The following is a 19,983-nucleotide window of genomic DNA, read 5'->3' on the forward strand; positions in this document are numbered from 1 at the left end:
TATTGAAAAGATAATGCAACCATACTAATAACACAATAAGCAATTGATGAAAGCTTTGATTTAATGCCTAAGGTTATAAAAACAGCACATAGTAATAATAAAATATCTATAGACTGAAAAAAGGTAGTACCCGGAAACTTATCAAAAAAAATGGCTACACTTAAAAACGGGGGTTTAAAAAAAACTCGCGGCGAGGTACCTATCCAGCCATATCCAGGACTATAAAAAAACAACAAAAACATACCCGTTAGAATGCGAAGCACTGTTAACGACTTTGCATCTAAATAGGTAGATTTTACTATCCTGCTCCAAAAAAGAGTATTTAAATTATTAATTGAGAAGTATAATTTTTTTATCATCTATTGTTTTGCGTATTAATTTTCCTGATTGAGGCGATGTATATATGGTTACTCTGGATATATTTATTTTTATAGTGTCCAGCTGTTGCACTATAAGCTTCTTTTTTAGCCAAGTGTGCATTTCTTTAATATCCTCTTTATCAACAGCTATTTTTCTGGAAGGATTTAGATATTTTAATATTTTATGCTTTTTAGAACCCTCGGTAATTGAGCTTTTACCATCTTTTACCAGGCTACGAATTATAGAACCTGTGTATGGATCTGGCATAGGGTCAAATAAATCAGTGGTGTTAACCTTTACCCATTGTTGCCTGTTATTTTGGGCATATACTTCATCAAAAGAAAAAACAATTTCGTTGTTTATTACAGGTGTTGTGCCAGAGCCATCTGGCAACAGGATTGCCGGATAGGGCTCATAAGAAACTGAGCGCAAAACAAGTGGTGCAATTAGAAATAGCAATAAAATGATTGTGAATTTTAGTGAATGCATACAGTATTTATAACTTGTTTTCTTATTTTTTATAAAGGTATTCAAAAATTATAGCATTAGGTTTTTTCTTACTAAGAAATAATATGCCGCTAATTTATAACCAATTTTTGAGAATGGACTTATTGTATTTGTGTTTACTATTTAGAAGTAATTTATTTTATTACAAGTTTCTGACTATAGCTTATTTTGCCCGAAAGCAACTGCACCTGATACATGCCCGTCGCCAGGTTAGGAACAGATACTGTGGCCGATGTAACCTTTCCGCTATAAACCAACTGACCCAAAGTTGAGTATACGTTTATTGATGCATTTTCTTCTAACAGATTATCTGTACTAATAGTAAATATACCGTTATTAGGGTTGGGGTAAAGGCCAATGGTGTTTTTAGATATTTGGGGAGTAGACAAAATTTCCGGTGCGAGCTTTACAAGCCATATATCGCCATTGCCGTGGTTATAGGCAACATCACCATCAGAAGACATAGTCCAACCAACCAGCACCAGGCTACCATCATTACATAAATACATATCTTCAATAATTTCTAAGCTGGAGCCTCCATAGGTTTTTTGCCATAAGAGCTCGCCCTCCTGATCAATTTTTAAAAGCCAGAAATCGCTCGAACCGTGTAAGCCTGTAACATCGCCATTAGTAGAATTAGTAAAACCCCCAATATAGTAATTACCATCAGGCGCCTGTAACGATGTGTAGGCCCAGTCCATACCGGTACCACCATACGATTTTTCCCATTCTATAGTACCGTCGCTATCAAGCTTTACCACCCACAGGTCGCCATTGCCCAAGCTTTCAGAAACATCGCCGTCTGTAGAGTCGGTTATTCCGGCTACAAGATACCCGCCATCGGCAGTGGGTATAACATTTTCGGCCTGGTCGCCACCAGATCCTCCCAAAGCTTTTTGCCATTCTATGGCACCTATAGAAGATAGCTTAACCACCCAGATATCAAAAGAGCCATGAAAACCGGTTACATCTCCACTACCCGATTGTGTATGCCCACCAACAATGTAGCCACCATCTGTAGTTTGATGAATTTCGAAGGCCGTTTCAAGATCGCCACCCCCAATAGCATTTTGCCATTGCAGGTTGCCAGTGCTATCAATCTTAAAAATCCACCAATCAGTACTGTTACCCGTTGCGCTGCCCGTAAGGCCACAAATAACATAGCCACCATCGGTAGTTTGCTTAATATTGTAGCCGCTATCGCCAATACCGTTAATGTTGGGGCCTGTATAACTCTTTTCCCATTCTATAGTAAGTTCATTATCCATTTTAACCACCCACGCATCTGTATATCCATAGTTATTGCTAACATCACCATCGGTAGAATAGCTATATCCTGTCGCTATAAAACCCCCATCTGAGGTTTGTATAACAGAGTATATCTCTTCGCCATTGCTGCCTCCCAAAACTCTTTGATGCATGGTTACAGGATAGCCCGATTGTGTGTCTATAACCGCAATATAACCATCACTTAAGCCATGGTTGCCAGAAAGGTTGCCATCTGTAGATGAGCCATAACCACATATAACATATCCGGTGCCATTGGCAAGTTGCTGTACACTGCCGGCGTGGTCGTTACCGGAGCCTCCATAAGACCCCTGCCATTGTATGGTGGGCTCCTGTGCTTGCAGTGGCGTATTGGTAAATGTAAATAAGGCTAATAGTAAGGCATTTAAAGTAAATTTCTTCATAATAATAAATAGTTGGTTTTATAAAAAAACCTGTAACAGCTATAGCGGCAAAAACCCTAACAGCCTAAGGCTTAAAAGTAAGTAGTATTTGTAAATATACAAACAGCCTGCGGGATATTATAAAATAAATGGCACCTGTAATCGATATAGTAATATTTTACGACCTGTATTTTTACGCCGTTTTTTGCCAACAATTTATAAAAAATGCAATTTTGCCACCCTTAAAGCCACAGCGTTATAAAATGCGGAATTAAAAATACTTTGCACATTTTTAGGTATTTTTAAAGTAAAAAAATACATTATATAATTTTTGATTGGTAATACTTTAAAAAAGCTACACTTTATACTCATTATAAATTAGCAGTTAGAGGTTGTGGTTTATGGGTTTTCGCCTTAAATTTGTTTGATTTTTTAAACACTTTATCTTTTTAACCAAACATTATGGCAAAATCTGCACTTTTAAAGTCGTCTCTCGCCAAGAAATACTGGATGGCTTTAACAGGTTTATTTCTCTGCCTGTTCCTTGTCGGGCATTTAATTGGTAACTTACAGCTCATATTTGCTGATGCATTGGCGTTTAACCTCTATGCATTGTTTATGACTACCAATCCTGCTGTTAAGATCCTTTCTTACGTAACGTACATCTCAATCCTTTTTCACGCCATAGATGGTATCATCTTAACGGTGCAAAACCAAAAAGCGAGGCCGGTTAAGTACGTAATGAACAATCCGGGCAAAAACACCATCTGGGCATCGCGCAACATGGCAGTTTTAGGCACAATTATCCTTGTTTTTATTATTACCCACATGGTAAACTTCTGGGCAGTAATGCACTTTAAAAAAGACATGCCACTGCAAACTAAGGTAGTGCCCTACAACGGCAACCTTATGGAGTGTTACGTAACAACCGGCACGGGTATTTCAAGGTTTATACCTGTACAGGCTATAGACGGTGTAAACTACAAAAAAGAAGGTAACAAATTTTACCAGGTAACGCCTAAAGATGCTTCATCTACAGATGTTAAAGGCTCTGAAAAAAGTACAGAAGAGGTTTATTTTGCAGAAGGCTACAAAGATCTTCACAAGATTACGGTTGACTTTTTTAAAGATCCTAAATACGGCCTTATAGCTACTATATTATATGTTATTGCCATGATAACACTTGGCTTTCACTTATTTCATGGTTTTGGCAGCGCATTCCAGTCGTTGGGTGCTAACAATCCAAAATACAATGGTGCCATTAAAAATTTCGGTAAAGCATTCTCAATAATAGTTCCGCTATTGTTTGCTATTATTCCGTTATACATTCACTTTTTACATAAATAATCAACGTCAAATACCATGAAGTTAGATTCTAAGATACCAGAAGGCCATATTTCTCAAAAATGGACCGACTATAAAGACCACCTTAAGCTTGTTGCCCCAAACAACAGGCCAAAGATAGACATCATTGTGGTGGGCACAGGGCTTGCAGGTGCTTCGGCGGCTGCATCGCTGGCCGAGATGGGCTATAATGTTAAGGCATTTTGTTTTCAGGATTCGCCTCGCCGTGCACACTCTATTGCTGCACAGGGTGGTATAAATGCTGCTAAAAATTACCAGAACGACGGCGACAGTATTTACAGGCTGTTTTATGATACTATTAAAGGGGGCGACTACCGTGCACGTGAAGCTAACGTACACCGCCTTGCAGAGGTATCGGGTAACATTATCGACCAGTGTGTGGCACAAGGTGTACCTTTTGCACGCGATTACGGCGGAATGTTAGATAACCGATCTTTTGGTGGTACACAGGTACAGCGTACATTTTATGCAGCAGGGCAAACGGGTCAGCAACTTTTGTTAGGTGCTTACTCATCGCTTTCAAGGCAAATAGGCCTTGGCCGCATACAAATGTTTAACCGCCACGAAATGCTTGATATTGTTAAGGTAGATGGCAAAGCACGTGGTATTATTGCTCGTAACCTTATTACAGGCGAGTTAGAAAGGCATTCGGCACACGCAGTTATTATTGCAAGTGGCGGCTACGGCAACGTGTACTTTCTTTCTACAAACGCTATGGGCAGTAACGTAACCGCAGCATGGAAAATCCACAAAAAAGGTGCTTATTTTGCTAACCCTTGCTTTGTGCAAATTCACCCTACATGCATCCCTGTTCATGGAGAGAACCAGTCTAAGCTTACGCTGATGTCTGAATCGCTTCGTAACTCGGGCCGTATCTGGGTTCCTAAAAAGATAGAAGATGCCCAGGCCATACGTGCCGGCAAAATGAAGGCTACCGATATTAAAGAAGAAGACAGAGATTACTTCCTGGAGCGCAGGTATCCTGCATTTGGTAACCTTGTACCACGAGATGTGGCTTCAAGGGCTGCTAAAGAGCGTTGCGATGCCGGCTTTGGTATAGAAAACAACGCAACAAACGAGGGTGTTTACCTTGATTTCTCTTCAGAGATTATCAATAAAGGTAAGCAAACTGCCTATGCGCAGGGTAACCACCATCCCACAGATGAAGAGGTTATGAAACTTGGTAAGGCATGGATCGAAGAGAAATATGGTAACCTTTTCCAGATGTACCAAAAAATTACCGACGAGAATCCGTACGAACTACCAATGAAGATATATCCTGCTGTACACTACACCATGGGTGGCGTGTGGGTAGATTATAACTTACAGAGTAGCATACCGGGCTGTTTCGTAGCAGGTGAGGCTAACTTCTCAGATCACGGCGCTAACCGCCTTGGGGCTTCTGCCCTAATGCAGGGGCTTGCCGATGGCTACTTTGTGTTGCCATACACGGTATCTGATTACCTTGCTAACGAAATTCGTACAGGTACTATCTCTACCACATCGGCTGAGTTTGATGAGGCAGAGAACAATGTACGCTCTCAGATAGATAAATTCTTAAACAATAACGGTTCTAAATCGGTAGACCATTTTCACAAACTATTGGGCCACATTATGTGGAACAAAGTAGGTATGGGCCGTAACGAGCAGGGCCTTATTGAGGCTATTCGCGAAATTGCCGAGCTTAAAGAAGAGTTTTACCGCGATGTTTATGTACCGGGAACGTCTAACGAGCTTAATACCGAGTTAGAGAAAGCACTACGTGTGGCCGACTTTATAGACCTTGGGCAGCTTATGGCACGCGATGCTTTACAACGTAAAGAATCGGCTGGTGGCCACTTTAGGGAAGAGTACCAGGATAGTGAGGGCGAAACCCTTCGTGATGATGAAAACTTTGCCTTTGTGGGTGCGTGGGAGTATCAGGGCAATGATATTAATGCCGAGGTGCTTCATAAAGAAGTGCTGGAATATGAGTACATTAAAATTGCCGCAAGGAACTACAAATAAAATACAACCGAAGACATGGCTTCAAATAAAAATATAAATATTAACCTTAAGATATGGCGCCAGAAAGACGCTAAATCTAAAGGTAAAATAGAAACTTACAAACTTGATAACGTTTCTACCGACAGCTCTTTTCTGGAGATGCTCGACCAATTAAACGAGCAGCTTGTTAACAGCAGGCAGGAGCCTGTGGCTTTTGACCACGATTGCCGCGAGGGTATTTGCGGTATGTGCTCGCTGTACATTAATGGCCGCGCCCACGGGCCAGATACTGCCATTACTACATGCCAGCTGCACATGCGTACTTTTAAAGATGGCGATACTATTTTTGTTGAGCCGTGGAGAAGTAAAGCATTTCCCGTTATAAAAGACCTTATTGTAGACCGTTCGTCTTTTGACAGGATACAACAGGCAGGTGGTTTCGTATCGGTAAACACATCGGGTAACACGATAGACGCTAACGCTACCCCGGTACCTAAGCACGATGCCGACAGGGCTTTTGAAGCTGCTGCATGTATTGGTTGCGGTGCTTGTGTGGCAAGCTGTAAAAACGGCTCTGCAATGCTTTTTGTTGGTGCAAAGGTATCTCAGTATGCTTTACTGCCACAAGGTAAGGTAGAGGCTACGCAGCGCGTTCTGGCAATGGTTCGCCAAATGGACGAAGAAGGTTTTGGTAATTGTACTAACACCGGTGCCTGCGAAGTTGAGTGCCCTAAAGGTATCTCTCTTGAAAACATTGCCCGCATGAACAGGGAATACCTGTTTGCAAGCGTAAAATAAGAAAACAAAAACTGACTTATATTGCAAGAACGCATTCCGGTAACGGGGTGCGTTTTTTTGTTGATGCCAGCTTAAACACTTGCTAAAGTTTTGTATATAAACAGCACCCGGCTTTCTTTTAAATTATCTTTGATTAGTATAATACACAAAAGATGAAAACACAAAGCATCATAGCACCAAAAGAAACTTTATCTGCCGAAGATATTAACCGCATTATAGAAATGGCCTGGGAAGACCGCACCCCTTTTGATGCCATTTTTTACCAGTTTGCACTGACCGAAGACCGCGTTAAAGCACTTATGAAAAAGGAGCTTAAATTTAGCAGCTACACGCTTTGGCGCACCCGCGTAGAAAATTGCAGTACCAAGCATGCTAAAAAACGTGTTGATGGCATTATACGCTTTAAATGCAGCAGGCAACGTGCCATATCGTCTAACAAAATAAGCAAGAGGTAATGGCACAAAGAACTTATGTATTTGCCGGGGCGTCATCGGCCATGGCGGTGCAGGCTGCCATAATGCTGCGCGAGCAGGGCAATATTGTTATTGGAATATCAACCAAACAGGAAAACCCGGGTTACGACCAGTTGTATACGGTTGAGAGCTATGCAACGGGTAAATTCCCTAATATTGAAGGCGCTATAAACGGACTGGCCTACTTTCCCGGTACAATTAACCTTAAGCCTTTCCACAGGCTTACGGAAGCTGATTTTGTATCTGACTTTACTATCAATACACTTGGGGCAGCAGCATTTGTACAGGCTTATTTACCGGCATTAAAAATAGCTCAGGGGCCTGCAGTACTGTTTTTTAGCACGGTGGCCGTGGCAACGGGTATGCCTTTCCATGCATCTGTAGCAATGGCAAAAGGCGCGATAGAAGGACTTACAAAATCGCTTGCTGCCGAATACGCCCCTAAAATAAGGGTTAACTGTATTGCGCCGTCATTAACCGATACGCCTTTAGCCGCTAAGTTATTAGGATCTGAAGAAAAGACCGAAGCCGGTAAAAACCGTAATCCGCTTAAAAAAATTGGCAGCACACAAGACCTTGCCAATGCCATTACATTTTTATTATCAGATAACGCCGCCTGGATAACCGGACAGGTATTAGCCGTTGATGGCGGTATGGGATCATTAAAGTTATTATAATTAATTGACGCTCGCCTACAAGTGGCAACTATCTCTCTAAAATACCCTTCATGATCATACTGGCGTGCACACGAGAATTTTCTATAAACCACTTGTGGGTTTCAAGGCCACCGCAAACCACACCCGCAAGATAAAGGCCGGGTACGTTGGTTTCCATAGTTTCGGGGTTATACTGCGGGGTGCAAGTTAAACCTTCGGACACATTAATACCCGATGCGCGTAAAAAATCGATATCAGGGCGGTATCCCGTAAGGGCAAGTACAAAATCGTTCTCAATGGTAACATTGCCATCGGTGGTAAAAATATCCACTTCGTTTTCCCTTATTTCAGTAATACTGGAGTAGAAAAATGCTTTAATGCTACCTTCGGCAATGCGATTCTCAATATCGGGCTTCACCCAATACTTAACACGGTCGTTAATCTGGTCTTTTCGGATAACCATAGTTACATCGGCACCCTTGCGCCAGCATTCTAAAGCCGCATCTACCGATGAATTATTGGCACCCACCACTAACACCTTCTGGAACGCATATTCGTGCGCTTCCTTATAATAATGGCGCACCTTGGGCAGGTTCTCGCCCGGCACATCCATGTAGATGGGAATATCGTAAAAACCAGTGGCAATAATCACATTTTTAGCGTTGTACCAACCCTTGCTGGTATGCACCACAAAATAATCCGGCTTTTGTTTGTTAACCGATATTACATTCTCGAACAAATTAATATTCAGGTCAAAATGTTTCCGGATGTTGCGATAGTATTCCAACGCCTCCTGACGGCCCGGTTTAGGGGCAATGCAGGTAAAGGGTACTTTACCTATTTCCAGCCGCTCGGCGGTGCTAAAAAACGTCATGTACAGCGGATAGTTAAAGATGCTGTTAACCAGTGCGCCTTTTTCTATTATAAGGTAGCTAAGCTCGTTTAATTGTGCCTCTATGGCACAGGCCATGCCAATGGGGCCGCCGCCAATAATTATAACGTCGTACTCGGGAGTATTTACTGCCATGTGTTGTAGGGGTTGCGGCTTAGGTACGCATTGTAGTAACGTTCTGTGCCCGTTACTTCTTCGCCCAGCCATTGGGGCTTAATAAAGGCTTCGTTCTCGTCGGCCAGTTCGATTTCAGCAACTACAAGTCCGGCATTATCGCCAAAAAACTCGTCGACTTCATACGTATGATTGCCCACTTTAACTTCATACCTTATTTTATCTATAGCGCCTTTTTCGCACAGGGCAAGCAGCTGCAGGGCATCATCTACCGATATTTCTTTTTCCCACTCCATTCGGCTTAAACCACTTTCGTTGCTTTTGCCTTTAATGGTTAAAAAACCCTGGTTGCCTTTGGTGCGCACCCTAACGGTACGCTCCGGTACCGAACTTAAATAGCCCTGTACAATGCGTTTTTGGGTAAACGCCTCTTGCTTGTAAATATCATTAAGCACTAAAAACTTGCGTTCTGTCTCGATCATCTGTTGTAATAAATTGTATTGGCAAGTTACGGAATTACGGTATGGGATTTTGTATTTTTATCGCCGTTAACGGCTCAAAACTTTAAATACACTCTCAACAAACTATGAAGCACCATTTTATAAACTATTTTACCACATGGTGGCATAGTGTTGTTACGCTATTAGTATTCTTTTTACTATTTATACTCGGCATTACTGTAGTTAAAAACGATTTGCATGTAGCCATTACTTTACTTTTTATAGTAATATCGGCACTACTTACAATTGCATCTGCCATTGTGCAGTTTATAAAACTTAAATGGATCAAGGGTTTAGGGCAGTTAGCACTTGTAGTTGTGCTTTTCCAGGTAGTAGGGTTTATACTGGTTTTTTATCCTGTCGATTTCTACGCAAACGGGCTTGAATTGCCAAAAGACGTAAAACTTGAGTTGCCAATAGATTTACAAGATGATGCTGATGGCGCAATAGCCCTCCAAAACTCAGAACCTTATAATTTAAAGTTTGAATTGGCTTATAGCAGCTCTCAGCCAGGTATTTATACTTACTATCTATGGCTTAAGCCGAAGGAACGGGGCACTATTTACCTGAAAGCGTTTGAGATTACCGAAAACGACCAACTTTCGGCAGAAAGTCTAAAACTAAGATCGTCAGCAGAGATTAACTCCGACAATATTAACCTTTACAGCCGCCGATTTACTATTTATGAGGGCGACTGGGACCAACCCTATGGCGCACGCATAGAGGTTTGGCTTAAGCCCGATAATGGCGGTAAAGACTATAAGCTTTTGCAGAAGAATTATAAGATTGAGGGCTGGATGCGTTAATCTTCTTTTCTTTTGTCTTGAAACAAAGAAACAAAAATTCAAGGCTCTAACTTCAGTCGTATGTGCTTCTTCTAAGTAAACTCTTTTGGTACGCTCGTTATCTTACTGCCCACTGCGACTGCGACTGAATACTGATCACTGCAAACTAAATCCGTCTTAATCAAATACTAAAATTGCTTCTTTGTAACGCATTATAAACTCTGATTTGTATTTTTACAGATTAACATGTTACTACGCCTATGAAGTTCAGGAAAACTAAAGCCTTTATTACCCTGCCGGAGTTCTTTGCTACTAATTTTGACGAGCACAACCTGTGGGAATACAAAGCCGACGAGGTAGACCTGCTGGCCGAACTGGTGGACATTATACGCCCCAAACACCCGGAAACCGCACCCCCTACCGACCTGACCGAACTACTTAGCCTGCTTAGCGAAAACGAAAGGTACCGCAAGGGGCTTTCGCATTACATAAAAGGGCTGTTGAGCAATAAAAAATTCAGCAAAATACTTACCGATGCCGGTATACTTACCGATGCCGATTTCTTTTTTGAAGTCCGTAAACGGCTACTGGCCAAAATATTACCCGACCAGCCCCAAAAAGACACACTGGGCTATGTGCTAAACCAGGTGTTCTTTTTATCTAAAGACCCGGTGTGGCTGCAAACCATAGCCATGCCGCAACTGGAAAAACTGTTTGGGCTCCTGCAATTCCGCACGCTTTATGATTCCGGCGAAAGCAACAGCCCCCTGGCCGAACTTATATTTTCTATGGAGGTACTTATACATCGTTTTGCAGGCCGTGCCCTGGAAACCGCCGTAATACAAATGGTACCCGAATACGAGAACCGCGAAAGCCCTTTTCTGGCCATCCAGAAAGAATTTACCATATTAACAGAACGGCTGTTGGAAGAGCAACGCAACTATGTGTCGCCATCGGATATTGGTTACCGCCAACTGCTTGTGCTGCACCACCAGTGTATCGACTATGTGCGGGCGGCATTTAAAAACAGCGAAAAGTATGGTATATCGCTTAGGGTAAACCAAAGCCTGCTGCGTATCCAGCAGCAGTTGGAGCGCCTTGGGGTATTACTGCCGCTGCTTGCTGTAGACGAAACCGGCGAGGCCACGCGCGATACCATTCGCCTCTCACTCAACCTGATTTCTTATAATTGCGATAAAAATAATGTGCGCAAGCTTATAAACGAGAGTACGCAGCTAATATCGTACGAGGTTACCCAACACACAGCCAATACCGGCGAGCATTATATTACCAAAGACCGTTGGGAGTACTTCCGGATGTTTTGGAATGCCAGTGGTGGTGGTATTATTGTGGGTATTTTATGTATTATAAAAGTGGCGCTTTCTAATATAGACACCAGTGCCTTTGGGCATGCGTTTTACTACAGCCTTAACTACTCGTTTGGGTTTATTGCCATTTATGTGCTGGGCTTTACCCTGGCTACAAAACAACCGGCCATGACGGCTGCTGCCCTTGTGCGTGCCCTGCAAACCGACCGCAAAAACCAGGAGGTTAAAGAAACCGAAAAGCACGAGGCTTTCGCCGAATTTTTTGCCCGCGTTTTCCGTTCGCAGTTTATAGCATTTGTGGGCAACGTAATTTTGGCTTTCCCTGTGGCATGGCTGGGCATCTGGCTAATAGATATTGTGTTTGGTTACAACCTGGCACTTACCAAATGGTACCACCTGGTTACAGATCTTAGCCCTATACACTCCCTTGCCATATTGCATGCGGCAATAGCAGGTATCTTTCTGTTCCTTTCCGGGATTATTGCCGGCAGCGTTGCCAACCGCGACAAGCACCGCCATGTGTACTACCGCATACAGGAGCATCCGTTGCTTAAAAAGAGCTTTGGCCGTATACGTGCCAAGAAACTTGCCAAACTGTACGAAAAAAAGTGGGCGGGCATTATCTCTAACTGGTGGTTTGGGGTATTTATGGGTAGTACCGCCTCTATTGGTATATTTTTAGGTTTGGATATAGATATAAGGCACATAACCTTTGCCAGCGGCAACCTTGCCCTCGCGCTTTATGGCGCCAATTACAACATTGCAACCGACCTGCTTGTATGGGGCGTGGTGGGCATTGGTGTAATTGGGCTGGTAAACTTTTTGGTAAGTTTTGGGCTTTCTATGGGGTTGGCGTTCCGTTCGCGTAATATACCATTCTCAGAACTTGGCCCTATATCTAAGGCCATCTGGAAACACTTTAAACGCAAGCCCGGGTCGTTTTTCTTCCCGAGCTTTAGGCGTACCGTGGTAGTAGAGAAGCAACCGGAAGAATCAAATCTCTAAAACAGGTTTTTCTTTTTAAACATTACCACTCCTACAATACTAACCAGGAAGGATATTAATGCTACGATCCAGAAACCGTAATGATTTTCCTGCAAGCCATTAGGCACGTTCATGCCATAAAAACTGGCTACAAGCGTGGGTATCATTAAGATGATGGAAATAGATGTTAGCCGTTTCATGATAACATTGAGGTTGTTGGATATTACCGATGCGTAGGCATCCATAGTGCCGGTAAGTATATCGCTATAAATATTGGTGGTATCCTGTGCCTGGCGAAGCTCGATCTCTACGTCTTCAATTAGTTCCGGGTCAAAGGTGTCGCGGTGGGTTTTAAGGTTGCGCAGCCTGTAAAACAGCATCTCATTACCTTTAAGCGATGTTATAAAAAATACCAGGCATTTTTCTATCTGCAACAGCTCCTGCAAATCTTCGTTTCGTATGGATTTCTCCAAATTGTTTTCGGCTACTTTAATGCGCTGGTTAACCTGCTTTAGGTATTTTTGAAACCAGATACTGGACGATACCAGCAGCCTTAGAACCAGTGCAAAATGGTTTTGGGGTACAATATTCTTGCGCTGCGTATAGGCAATAAAATCGTCTATAAGTTCTGTTTCGCTAAAGCAAATGCTTACGCACATATCATCTTTAAAAACAAAGCCCAAAGGCATGGTAGTATACGGCAGGCGTTCGCTGTTGTTTTTAAGCGGAATACGGATAATAACCAGCTGCCATCCGTTTTCTGTCTCCATACGGGGGCGCTCGTCTATATCTTCAATATCGTTATAAAAGGCTTCGGGTATTTTTAGCTCTTCGAGTAAAAATTTAGTTTCCTGTTGTGTAGGGTTTACCACGCTAATCCACGTGGCATCTGTAATGCTTTGGGCTATAGCAAGCCCATTGCTTTTTTTGTAAAAGGTTACCATAATTGCAATTTCCCATAGTTAGGCAACAGGAAAAAGCAACGGCTTTTCCTGCTACGTGATTAGTTTCTTCTGATCGTCGTCGTCCATTTTGAAATTAAAATAGAATTTTTGCAAAGGTAACCAAAAACGGTGCCAGAAGAAACTTTATGTAGGGTTAAGTGCTAATCATGATCTACATAGCGGGCATCGGCAGGTAATACGGTACCGCATTTATCGCACGTACGCAGCTCTTCTGAGTTGTAGAAATGTTTAAAATGAGGCAAAAAGTCTTTTTCTATGTTATGAAGTTCAAAAAACACCTCGTACAGTTTGTGGTTACAGTTATCGCAAAACCACAGTAGTCCATCGGTAAAGCCCCGGCCTGCCCTAACACGTTCTATTACAAGGCCAATAGAGCCTTCGCTCCTAACCGGAGAGTGCGGCACTTCGCCCGGGTGCAGGTACATATCGCCGGCATGCAGTTCCATTTCCTTACGTTCGCCCTCGTCCTGAACAATAACTTTTATACTACCTTCAAGCTGGTAAAAAAGCTCTTCGGTTTCGTTATAATGATAATCTTTACGGGCATTAGGGCCCGCAACCACCATTACAATATAATCGTCAGAAAGGGGATAAATGTTTTTATTGCCAACAGGGGGTTTAAGTAAATGACGGTTTTCTTCGATCCATTTATTAAGGTTAAAAGGCTTTTGGAGTGCCATGGCGTGTAGTTTTTAATTCATATTAAAGGTAAGGATAGTTTTTGTTTTGCCTCAGAATAATTGACTGAAATTTATCAATTTTGGGGAACTATACTGCTGAGTGAGCAAGCCTGAGTGAAGCTAAGGCATTAAACTTCGTTGCGTAAGCAAATCATGAGTTGGAGCCTTGAATTTTTGTTTCTTTTGTTTCAAGACAAAAGAAAGAAATCTAAATATGAGATTGCCGCATTACGCTACGCTTCATTCGCAATGACAGCGCGTGAAAAACGTCATGAAATTATTACCATAAACTCACCACTACTTCTTCCCTTCCTTAATCAAATAAAGATACACCGGAAAATGGTCGCTAAAACCAACTTCGCCGTTTGTGGTACGCAGCGGATATTCGCTGTAGCGGCCGGTGCCCTGCTTTATAAAAGTAGGGTTATAAATGCCGGCTTTCCAAAAACGGTAAGAGCTAAAATCTTTGCCAAGCAGCGGTTGCGACACCAACATCTGGTCGAAGATATCCCATGAGTCGTAATACGCCAGGGTACCGTTACCCTCTTTGCTCATTCTTTCCATAGGGTTAAAAAGCCCGCCCTGCTTAACCTCGTCTTTAAAACCCTTTGCGCCAAGCGTTTTTTTAATAGAATTGTTGTATGGACCATCGTTAAAATCGCCCATGTTTATAATTTTAGCGAGCGGATTAACATGGTACAGCGAATCGACTATCTTTTTGTTAAGAACGGCAGCGGCATCGCGGCTGGGGCTGCTCTTTTTCTCGCCACCCGACCTCGATGGCCAGTGGTTTACAATAAAACTCACTTCTTCGCCATCCAGCATACCGGTTACCAGCAGCTGGTCGCGGGTAAAAATACGGCCTTTGTAGGTATCGGGTTTATCTTCGGTATTTTCATCTAATTCTTCTCCCGCTACAGCGGCAAGGGTTCTGTACAGCCCGATGTTGCGGTAGCTTGTGGGCTTAAACAACTTTTTTTGATAGAGCAGGGCAACATCGCTACCCCGGCGGTCGGGCGAATCAAAATGCACAATGCCGTAGTCTTTCTCGATCAATAAGGGCTGTTTAATAAGGTCTTCCAATACGCCACGGTTCTCTACCTCGGCAAGGCCAATAATTACAGGGGCGTTGTTGGGGTTCTCACCGCTTCCTATTCCTGCAATAACGCGGGCAAGGTTAGCAAGCTTTTTCTGGTATTTAGCAGCCGTCCAAAACTGTTTGCCGTTGGGCATAAACTCCTCATCGTTAACCTTGGTATCGTTTATGGTATCGTACAAATTCTCCACATTATAAAAAGCAATGGTTTGCACCTTATACTTTTTATCCTGCCCGTTTACAGTGCTTACAAAAAGGCACATTGTAATGAAGAATAACCCGTAAAAATGTTTTATCATGCCCTGATGCCCCGTTGTGTGTTAAAATAATGCCGAATAGTATATATTTGCGCCCGTTACGCAACTATTTCACTTACAAAGAAATGAAATAATTTAGACTGATTGATGAAAAAATACCTTCTCAGCCTTTTATTTATACTAAACGCCTTCACGCTTTGGGCACAAAAAACTACTGCGGTACAGGGCCGCGTGGTAGATGCCAAAACACAGCTTCCGTTAGAGAATGTGGTAGCCACCATACAGGCAACGGGGCAGGCGGTGCTAACCAATGCCAACGGTATTTTTATTTTTAACCCTATTGCCACGGGCAGCCATGTTATAACCGTAGGCAGCAGCGGCTATGTTACGCAGTTGTTTAGCATTGAGGCCTCTGCCGCAAGGCCGTTAGACCTGGGTGTAATTTTACTCGAAGAAAACACCTATACCGAGCAGCAGCAAAGCCTTATTACCATTACCGATAACGATTTGGGTGACGATAACAGCGGATCTGAAAACACGGCGGGACTGCTACAGGCTTCGCGCGATGTATTTCAGCAGGCGGCGGCTTTTAACTGGGGGCAGGCGCGGTTTAAAATTCGCGGGCTCGACAACCAGTATGGCACCACCATGATTAATGGTGTAAGCATGAACAAACTTTATGACGGAAGGCCGCAATGGAGCAATTGGGGCGGCCTTAACGATGCTACCCGCAACCAGGAATTTACTATGGGCAGTGCCCCGTCTGACTATACTTTTGGCAACATTTTGGGCACGCAGGAAATTAATACACGGGCATCGGCCTTTAGGCCGGGCACGCGGCTATCTTACGCCGGCGCCAACACCAATTATAACTGGCGAGCTATGGCCACCTATGCATTGGGCATGAACCGAAAGGGCTGGGCGTATGTATTTTCTGCTTCGCGCAGATGGGCACAGGAAGGCCATTTTGAAGGAACCGATTATGGCGCCAACTCGGCATTTGTAAGCATAGAAAAAAAGTTTAACGATGTGCACAGCCTCAACTTTACCGGTATTTATGCGCAAAACAGCCGCGGTAAAAGTTCGCCCAACACGGCCGAAGTTACCCAGCTTATGGGCAAAGAATACAACGCGTACTGGGGTTGGCAGGATGGCCAAAAGCGCAACTCGCGCGATAAAGATGTGGAGGAGCCGATACTGATGCTGAGCCATTTCTGGAAAATAAACAACAATACTTCGCTAAATACCAATGTGGCTTACCAGTTTGGCAAAATAGGCAACAGCCGAATTGACTTTCAGAACGTTACCAACCCCGACCCTACTTTTTACCAAAACCTGCCAAGCTACTATACATCGCAGTACGAAAATTCGGTCGGTGTACTGCCACAGGCCTACCAGCCGGATGGTTTGGGCGGAACTTTTATAGGTAATAATCCTCAAAACTTAGCCCTTGCCCAACAAGCTCAAAGCAATTTTATTGCCAGCCCTCAGCTTAACTGGAACACCATGTATTTTGCCAATACCACAGCAGTTACCGATGGCAATGGCAACGAAATTGGCCGCACCGCCGCCCAAAGTCGCTATGTTTTATATGAAGACCGCACCGACGATAAAACCTTTACCGCCACTACCCTGCTACGATCCCAAGTCACTAACCACATAGTAGTTAATGCCGGTGCAACATTTACCAAATTACGATCGCACAATTACCAAAATTTACTCGACCTGCTGGGTGGTGCTTATTATAATGATATCGATCCGTTTTACCGCGGCAGCCAGTCGCAGGCCGATTTAAACAACCCTAACCGCCAGGTAGGCATTGGCGATACATTTGGCTATAATTATAACCTTACTGCCAACAGCTACAACGCTTTTACTCAGTTTAAATTTACGTATAGAACTATCGATTTTTATTTGTCGCAGACCTATTCGCGCTCCGATTACCAGCGCGACGGGCTGTATCGCAACGGTATCTATGCTGATAATTCCTTCGGCAAAAGCCAGAAAATAAGCTTTGATAATTTTGGTTTTAAAGGCGGCATAACCTACAAACTCAACGGCCGCAACCTTTTTATTTTTAATGGTGTGTACATGACAAAAGCGCCGGCCTTGCGCAACACTTTTCCTAACGCGCGGCTTAACAACAGCATTTTAGAAAACCCGGAAAGCGAAAACATTGCCAGTGCCGATGTAAGCTACCTGCTGCGCGCACCCCGCTTTAAGGCACGCGTAACGGGTTACTTTTCTAAAATAAAAGATGCCGCCGAAACCTCCTTCTTTTTTGCCGAGGGTGTATTTGAAGGCATTGAGTCGGCCGACTCGAATGCATTTGTGGCGGAGACCGTTACCAACATCGATAAAAAAATGATGGGCCTGGAGCTGGGCCTGGAATACAAAGTTACCGCTACTATTAAGCTAACGGCATCGGCAGCTTACGGGCAATACACGTACGATAATAACCCTAATGTATCGCTTAATAACGATGCCTTTGCCGCCCTGCAACAGGAAACCGGTTTGGTAAACCCCAATGGGTCGGTTACTAATTTTGGGTCGGCCGCACTTAAAAATTACAAGCTGCCCGGCATGCCGCAACAGGCATACGCGATAGGCATAGAATACCGCGACCCTAATTATTGGTGGGTGGGTGCTAATGCCAATTATTTAGCAAGCAATTATTTAGATGTATCGGCTTTGCTTCGCACCAATAACTTTTTAAAGAACCCTGCCGACGTAAATGGTTTTCCGTTTCCGGAAGCCACCGATGAGCGCACCCGCGAATTACTAAAGCAGGAGGAGTTTGATGCTTTTTACTTGGTTAACCTGCAGGGTGGTAAGTCGTGGAAGTTTGGCAAATATATTGTGGGCTTTTTTGGCAGCGTCAATAACCTGTTTGATGTTAGCTATAAAACCGGGGGTTTTGAGCAGGCACGCAATGCCAATTACCGACAGCTTAACCAGGATGTTAGCAGCGGTACGCCGGCCTTTGGCGCCAAATATTTTTACGGTTATGGGCGCACTTATTTTTTAAACCTCTATCTCAACTTTTAAGATATGAAAACGCATTATAAATACTTTATCGCACTAACTGTACTGGCATTATGTGGCTGTGTAAACGATGACGATTACCGCACACCAACGCTCGATTGCGATGGCACCAGCCTTGTAAAAAACATGGAGCCTCAGGCTATACCGGCAACATCATCTGTACAATTATATGTTGATAATCCAACCACTATGGGCGATGATGTTATTGAAGCTTATGTTACCAGCAGTGATAAGGGCGGTAATTTTTATAAGACCATATCATTTCAAACCCTTGATGCCTCGTTTGGGTTTAGTGTAGATGTAGATGTTACGTCTACATTCGTCAATTTTGAGCCGGGGCGTAAGGTGCTCATCAAACTTAACGGATTGTATACCCAAATGTATAACAGTTCGCTTAACCTTGGCGGTATTTATCTTATTAATGGCTATGCAACTATTGGCCGCCTGCCAGAGGCTGATTACCTTACGTATCTTAACCGCTCGTGCACTGTAATACCTGAAGAGAGCCTTGTGCAACATGTTACGTTGGCACAGCTTAAAAACGACAGCTACCTGAATAAACTGGTGGAGGTTGATAATGTTCAGTTTACCGATGCTTCTGTAGGACATACTTATTACGAAAGCAGTAACGATATTGGGGGTGCCACCAACCATTTGATTACCGATGTTGTTGGAGATACGCTGATTTTCAGGACAACCGTGCAGGCTGATTTTTCAGGCAATACCGTACCCAATGGAAATGGAAAAATCAGGGGAATACTGACTAAATACGGCAACGATTACCAATTTATTGCCCGTACCGAAGATGATATTAAATTAACCAACCCCCGCTTTTAATTTATTTGATTATAGCACTGTTTTTTACACTGTGTTAGAGTTCATCTTAATCTTGAAATAATGGCTTAAAAGGGCTGTAATTTGCTGTGCGATGTATTATGCGACTGTTTGGCAGCAGCCGGATTAACCTCTCACATATGTTGCGCATATTGGCTAAAGCCAATCCCCATATACCTTTAAATCCTGGCTAAAGCCAGGGGCAACACTTTTGTGTCTCACATTCCGGGAGATGCATTCAATGCGCCCCTACAGGGAATAAGATAACAAAAAAAGCCCCGCACATTGGTGCGGGGCTTTTGGCATCTGTTGGTTTGGTTTGTTAAGCGTTTGTAAATATTGCCTGTAGTAAACCTTTGTATTATTTTGTTATTATTGCTTTACAATAAGGAATTCGCTCCTCCTGTTCTTAGCATGCTCTTCTTCGGTACATTCGGTGCATTTTACCTTCGGCTCGCTCTCGCCATAACCCTGGCCGCTTATCCTGGCCTTGGCTATACCTTTTGATATAATGTACTGAACCGTCGATTTTGCCCTGCGGTTAGAAAGGCTCATGTTGTACTGGTCGGTACCACGGCTATCCGTGTGTGCTTTTACCATTACTACCATGTTAGGGTTCGCTTTTAATGCCTCTACTGCTTTGTTTAGCTCAAAAGCGGCTTCTTTGGTAATGTTGCTTTTGTTGTAT

General features: G+C 43.2%; 17 protein-coding genes. 9 read left to right on the plus strand and 8 right to left on the minus strand.

Annotation, left to right across the window (positions count from 1 at the left end):
* Positions 1–330: 330 nt before the first annotated feature.
* Both G509_RS0101070 and G509_RS0101075 read right to left on the minus strand, forming a co-directional pair.
* The gene (locus G509_RS0101070) at positions 331–849 is read right to left on the minus strand and encodes a hypothetical protein (protein ID WP_161627159.1); all 519 of its coding nucleotides are present in this window, start codon (positions 847–849) and stop codon (positions 331–333) included.
* Positions 850–1,001: 152 nt separating this feature from the next.
* A complete protein-coding gene (locus G509_RS0101075; protein WP_026989839.1) occupies positions 1,002–2,558 on the minus strand; it encodes a T9SS type A sorting domain-containing protein in 1,557 nt (518 codons plus the stop codon).
* A gap of 441 nt (positions 2,559–2,999) precedes the next feature.
* On the opposite strand from G509_RS0101075, the gene G509_RS0101085 reads away from it, so the two are divergent.
* The 5 genes from G509_RS0101085 (at position 3,000) to G509_RS0101105 (ending at position 7,836) form a co-directional block, all read left to right on the plus strand.
* Positions 3,000–3,884 carry a succinate dehydrogenase cytochrome b subunit gene (locus G509_RS0101085; protein ID WP_026989840.1) on the plus strand — a complete coding sequence of 295 codons (885 nt, stop codon included), beginning with the start codon at positions 3,000–3,002 and terminating at the stop codon, positions 3,882–3,884.
* A gap of 15 nt (positions 3,885–3,899) precedes the next feature.
* Positions 3,900–5,909, plus strand: coding sequence for a fumarate reductase/succinate dehydrogenase flavoprotein subunit (locus tag G509_RS0101090; protein WP_026989841.1), 2,010 nt, complete (start codon positions 3,900–3,902; stop codon positions 5,907–5,909).
* 15 nt (positions 5,910–5,924) lie between these two features.
* Positions 5,925–6,686, plus strand: coding sequence for a succinate dehydrogenase/fumarate reductase iron-sulfur subunit (locus tag G509_RS0101095; protein ID WP_026989842.1), 762 nt, complete (start codon positions 5,925–5,927; stop codon positions 6,684–6,686).
* Between the two features lie 152 nt (positions 6,687–6,838).
* The gene (locus tag G509_RS0101100) at positions 6,839–7,141 is read left to right on the plus strand and encodes a TIGR03643 family protein (RefSeq protein ID WP_035738306.1); all 303 of its coding nucleotides are present in this window, start codon (positions 6,839–6,841) and stop codon (positions 7,139–7,141) included.
* Positions 7,141–7,836 carry an SDR family NAD(P)-dependent oxidoreductase gene (locus G509_RS0101105; RefSeq protein WP_026989844.1) on the plus strand — a complete coding sequence of 232 codons (696 nt, stop codon included), beginning with the start codon at positions 7,141–7,143 and terminating at the stop codon, positions 7,834–7,836. Before G509_RS0101100 ends, G509_RS0101105 begins: the two co-directional genes overlap by 1 nt.
* Positions 7,837–7,864: 28 nt before the next feature.
* Here the strand turns inward: G509_RS0101105 and G509_RS0101110 are convergent, their stop codons facing one another.
* Positions 7,865–8,842 (minus strand): YpdA family putative bacillithiol disulfide reductase, encoded by a 978-nt coding sequence (locus G509_RS0101110; RefSeq protein WP_026989845.1) that lies wholly within the window; start codon positions 8,840–8,842, stop codon positions 7,865–7,867.
* On the minus strand, positions 8,833–9,303 hold the full coding sequence (locus G509_RS0101115) for a CYTH domain-containing protein (RefSeq protein ID WP_026989846.1): 471 nt from the start codon (positions 9,301–9,303) through the stop codon (positions 8,833–8,835). Before G509_RS0101115 ends, G509_RS0101110 begins: the two co-directional genes overlap by 10 nt.
* 104 nt (positions 9,304–9,407) lie before the next feature.
* Here G509_RS0101115 and G509_RS0101120 point away from each other — a divergent pair, with 104 nt between their 5' ends.
* Entirely contained in the window at positions 9,408–10,127 is a 720-nt protein-coding gene (locus G509_RS0101120) for a hypothetical protein (protein ID WP_026989847.1), read from the plus strand.
* Positions 10,128–10,366: 239 nt separating this feature from the next.
* On the plus strand, positions 10,367–12,439 hold the full coding sequence (locus G509_RS0101125) for a recombinase (protein ID WP_051199877.1): 2,073 nt from the start codon (positions 10,367–10,369) through the stop codon (positions 12,437–12,439).
* Here the strand turns inward: G509_RS0101125 and G509_RS0101130 are convergent.
* The 3 genes from G509_RS0101130 to G509_RS0101140 form a co-directional block, all read right to left on the minus strand.
* The gene (locus G509_RS0101130; protein WP_026989849.1) at positions 12,436–13,362 is read right to left on the minus strand and encodes a magnesium transporter CorA family protein; all 927 of its coding nucleotides are present in this window, start codon (positions 13,360–13,362) and stop codon (positions 12,436–12,438) included. The genes G509_RS0101125 and G509_RS0101130 overlap by 4 nt on opposite strands.
* Positions 13,363–13,523: 161 nt before the next feature.
* A complete protein-coding gene (locus G509_RS0101135) occupies positions 13,524–14,063 on the minus strand; it encodes a 3-hydroxyanthranilate 3,4-dioxygenase (RefSeq protein WP_026989850.1) in 540 nt (179 codons plus the stop codon).
* A 297-nt stretch (positions 14,064–14,360) separates the two neighbouring features.
* Entirely contained in the window at positions 14,361–15,458 is a 1,098-nt protein-coding gene (locus G509_RS0101140) for an endonuclease/exonuclease/phosphatase family protein (protein WP_081663217.1), read from the minus strand.
* Between the two features lie 105 nt (positions 15,459–15,563).
* Here G509_RS0101140 and G509_RS0101145 point away from each other — a divergent pair, with 105 nt between their 5' ends.
* The gene (locus G509_RS0101145; RefSeq protein ID WP_026989852.1) at positions 15,564–18,464 is read left to right on the plus strand and encodes a carboxypeptidase-like regulatory domain-containing protein; all 2,901 of its coding nucleotides are present in this window, start codon (positions 15,564–15,566) and stop codon (positions 18,462–18,464) included.
* A 3-nt stretch (positions 18,465–18,467) separates the two neighbouring features.
* Entirely contained in the window at positions 18,468–19,298 is an 831-nt protein-coding gene (locus G509_RS21225; RefSeq protein WP_051199880.1) for a DUF5689 domain-containing protein, read from the plus strand.
* Between the two features lie 369 nt (positions 19,299–19,667).
* Here G509_RS21225 and G509_RS0101155 read toward each other — a convergent pair.
* Positions 19,668–19,983, minus strand: a 316-nt coding sequence (locus G509_RS0101155) for an OmpA family protein (RefSeq protein WP_026989853.1), incomplete at its 5' end; no start/stop codon positions are given.

This window comes from Flavobacterium subsaxonicum WB 4.1-42 = DSM 21790 (genome assembly GCF_000422725.1).
Lineage (GTDB): Bacteria > Bacteroidota > Bacteroidia > Flavobacteriales > Flavobacteriaceae > Flavobacterium > Flavobacterium subsaxonicum.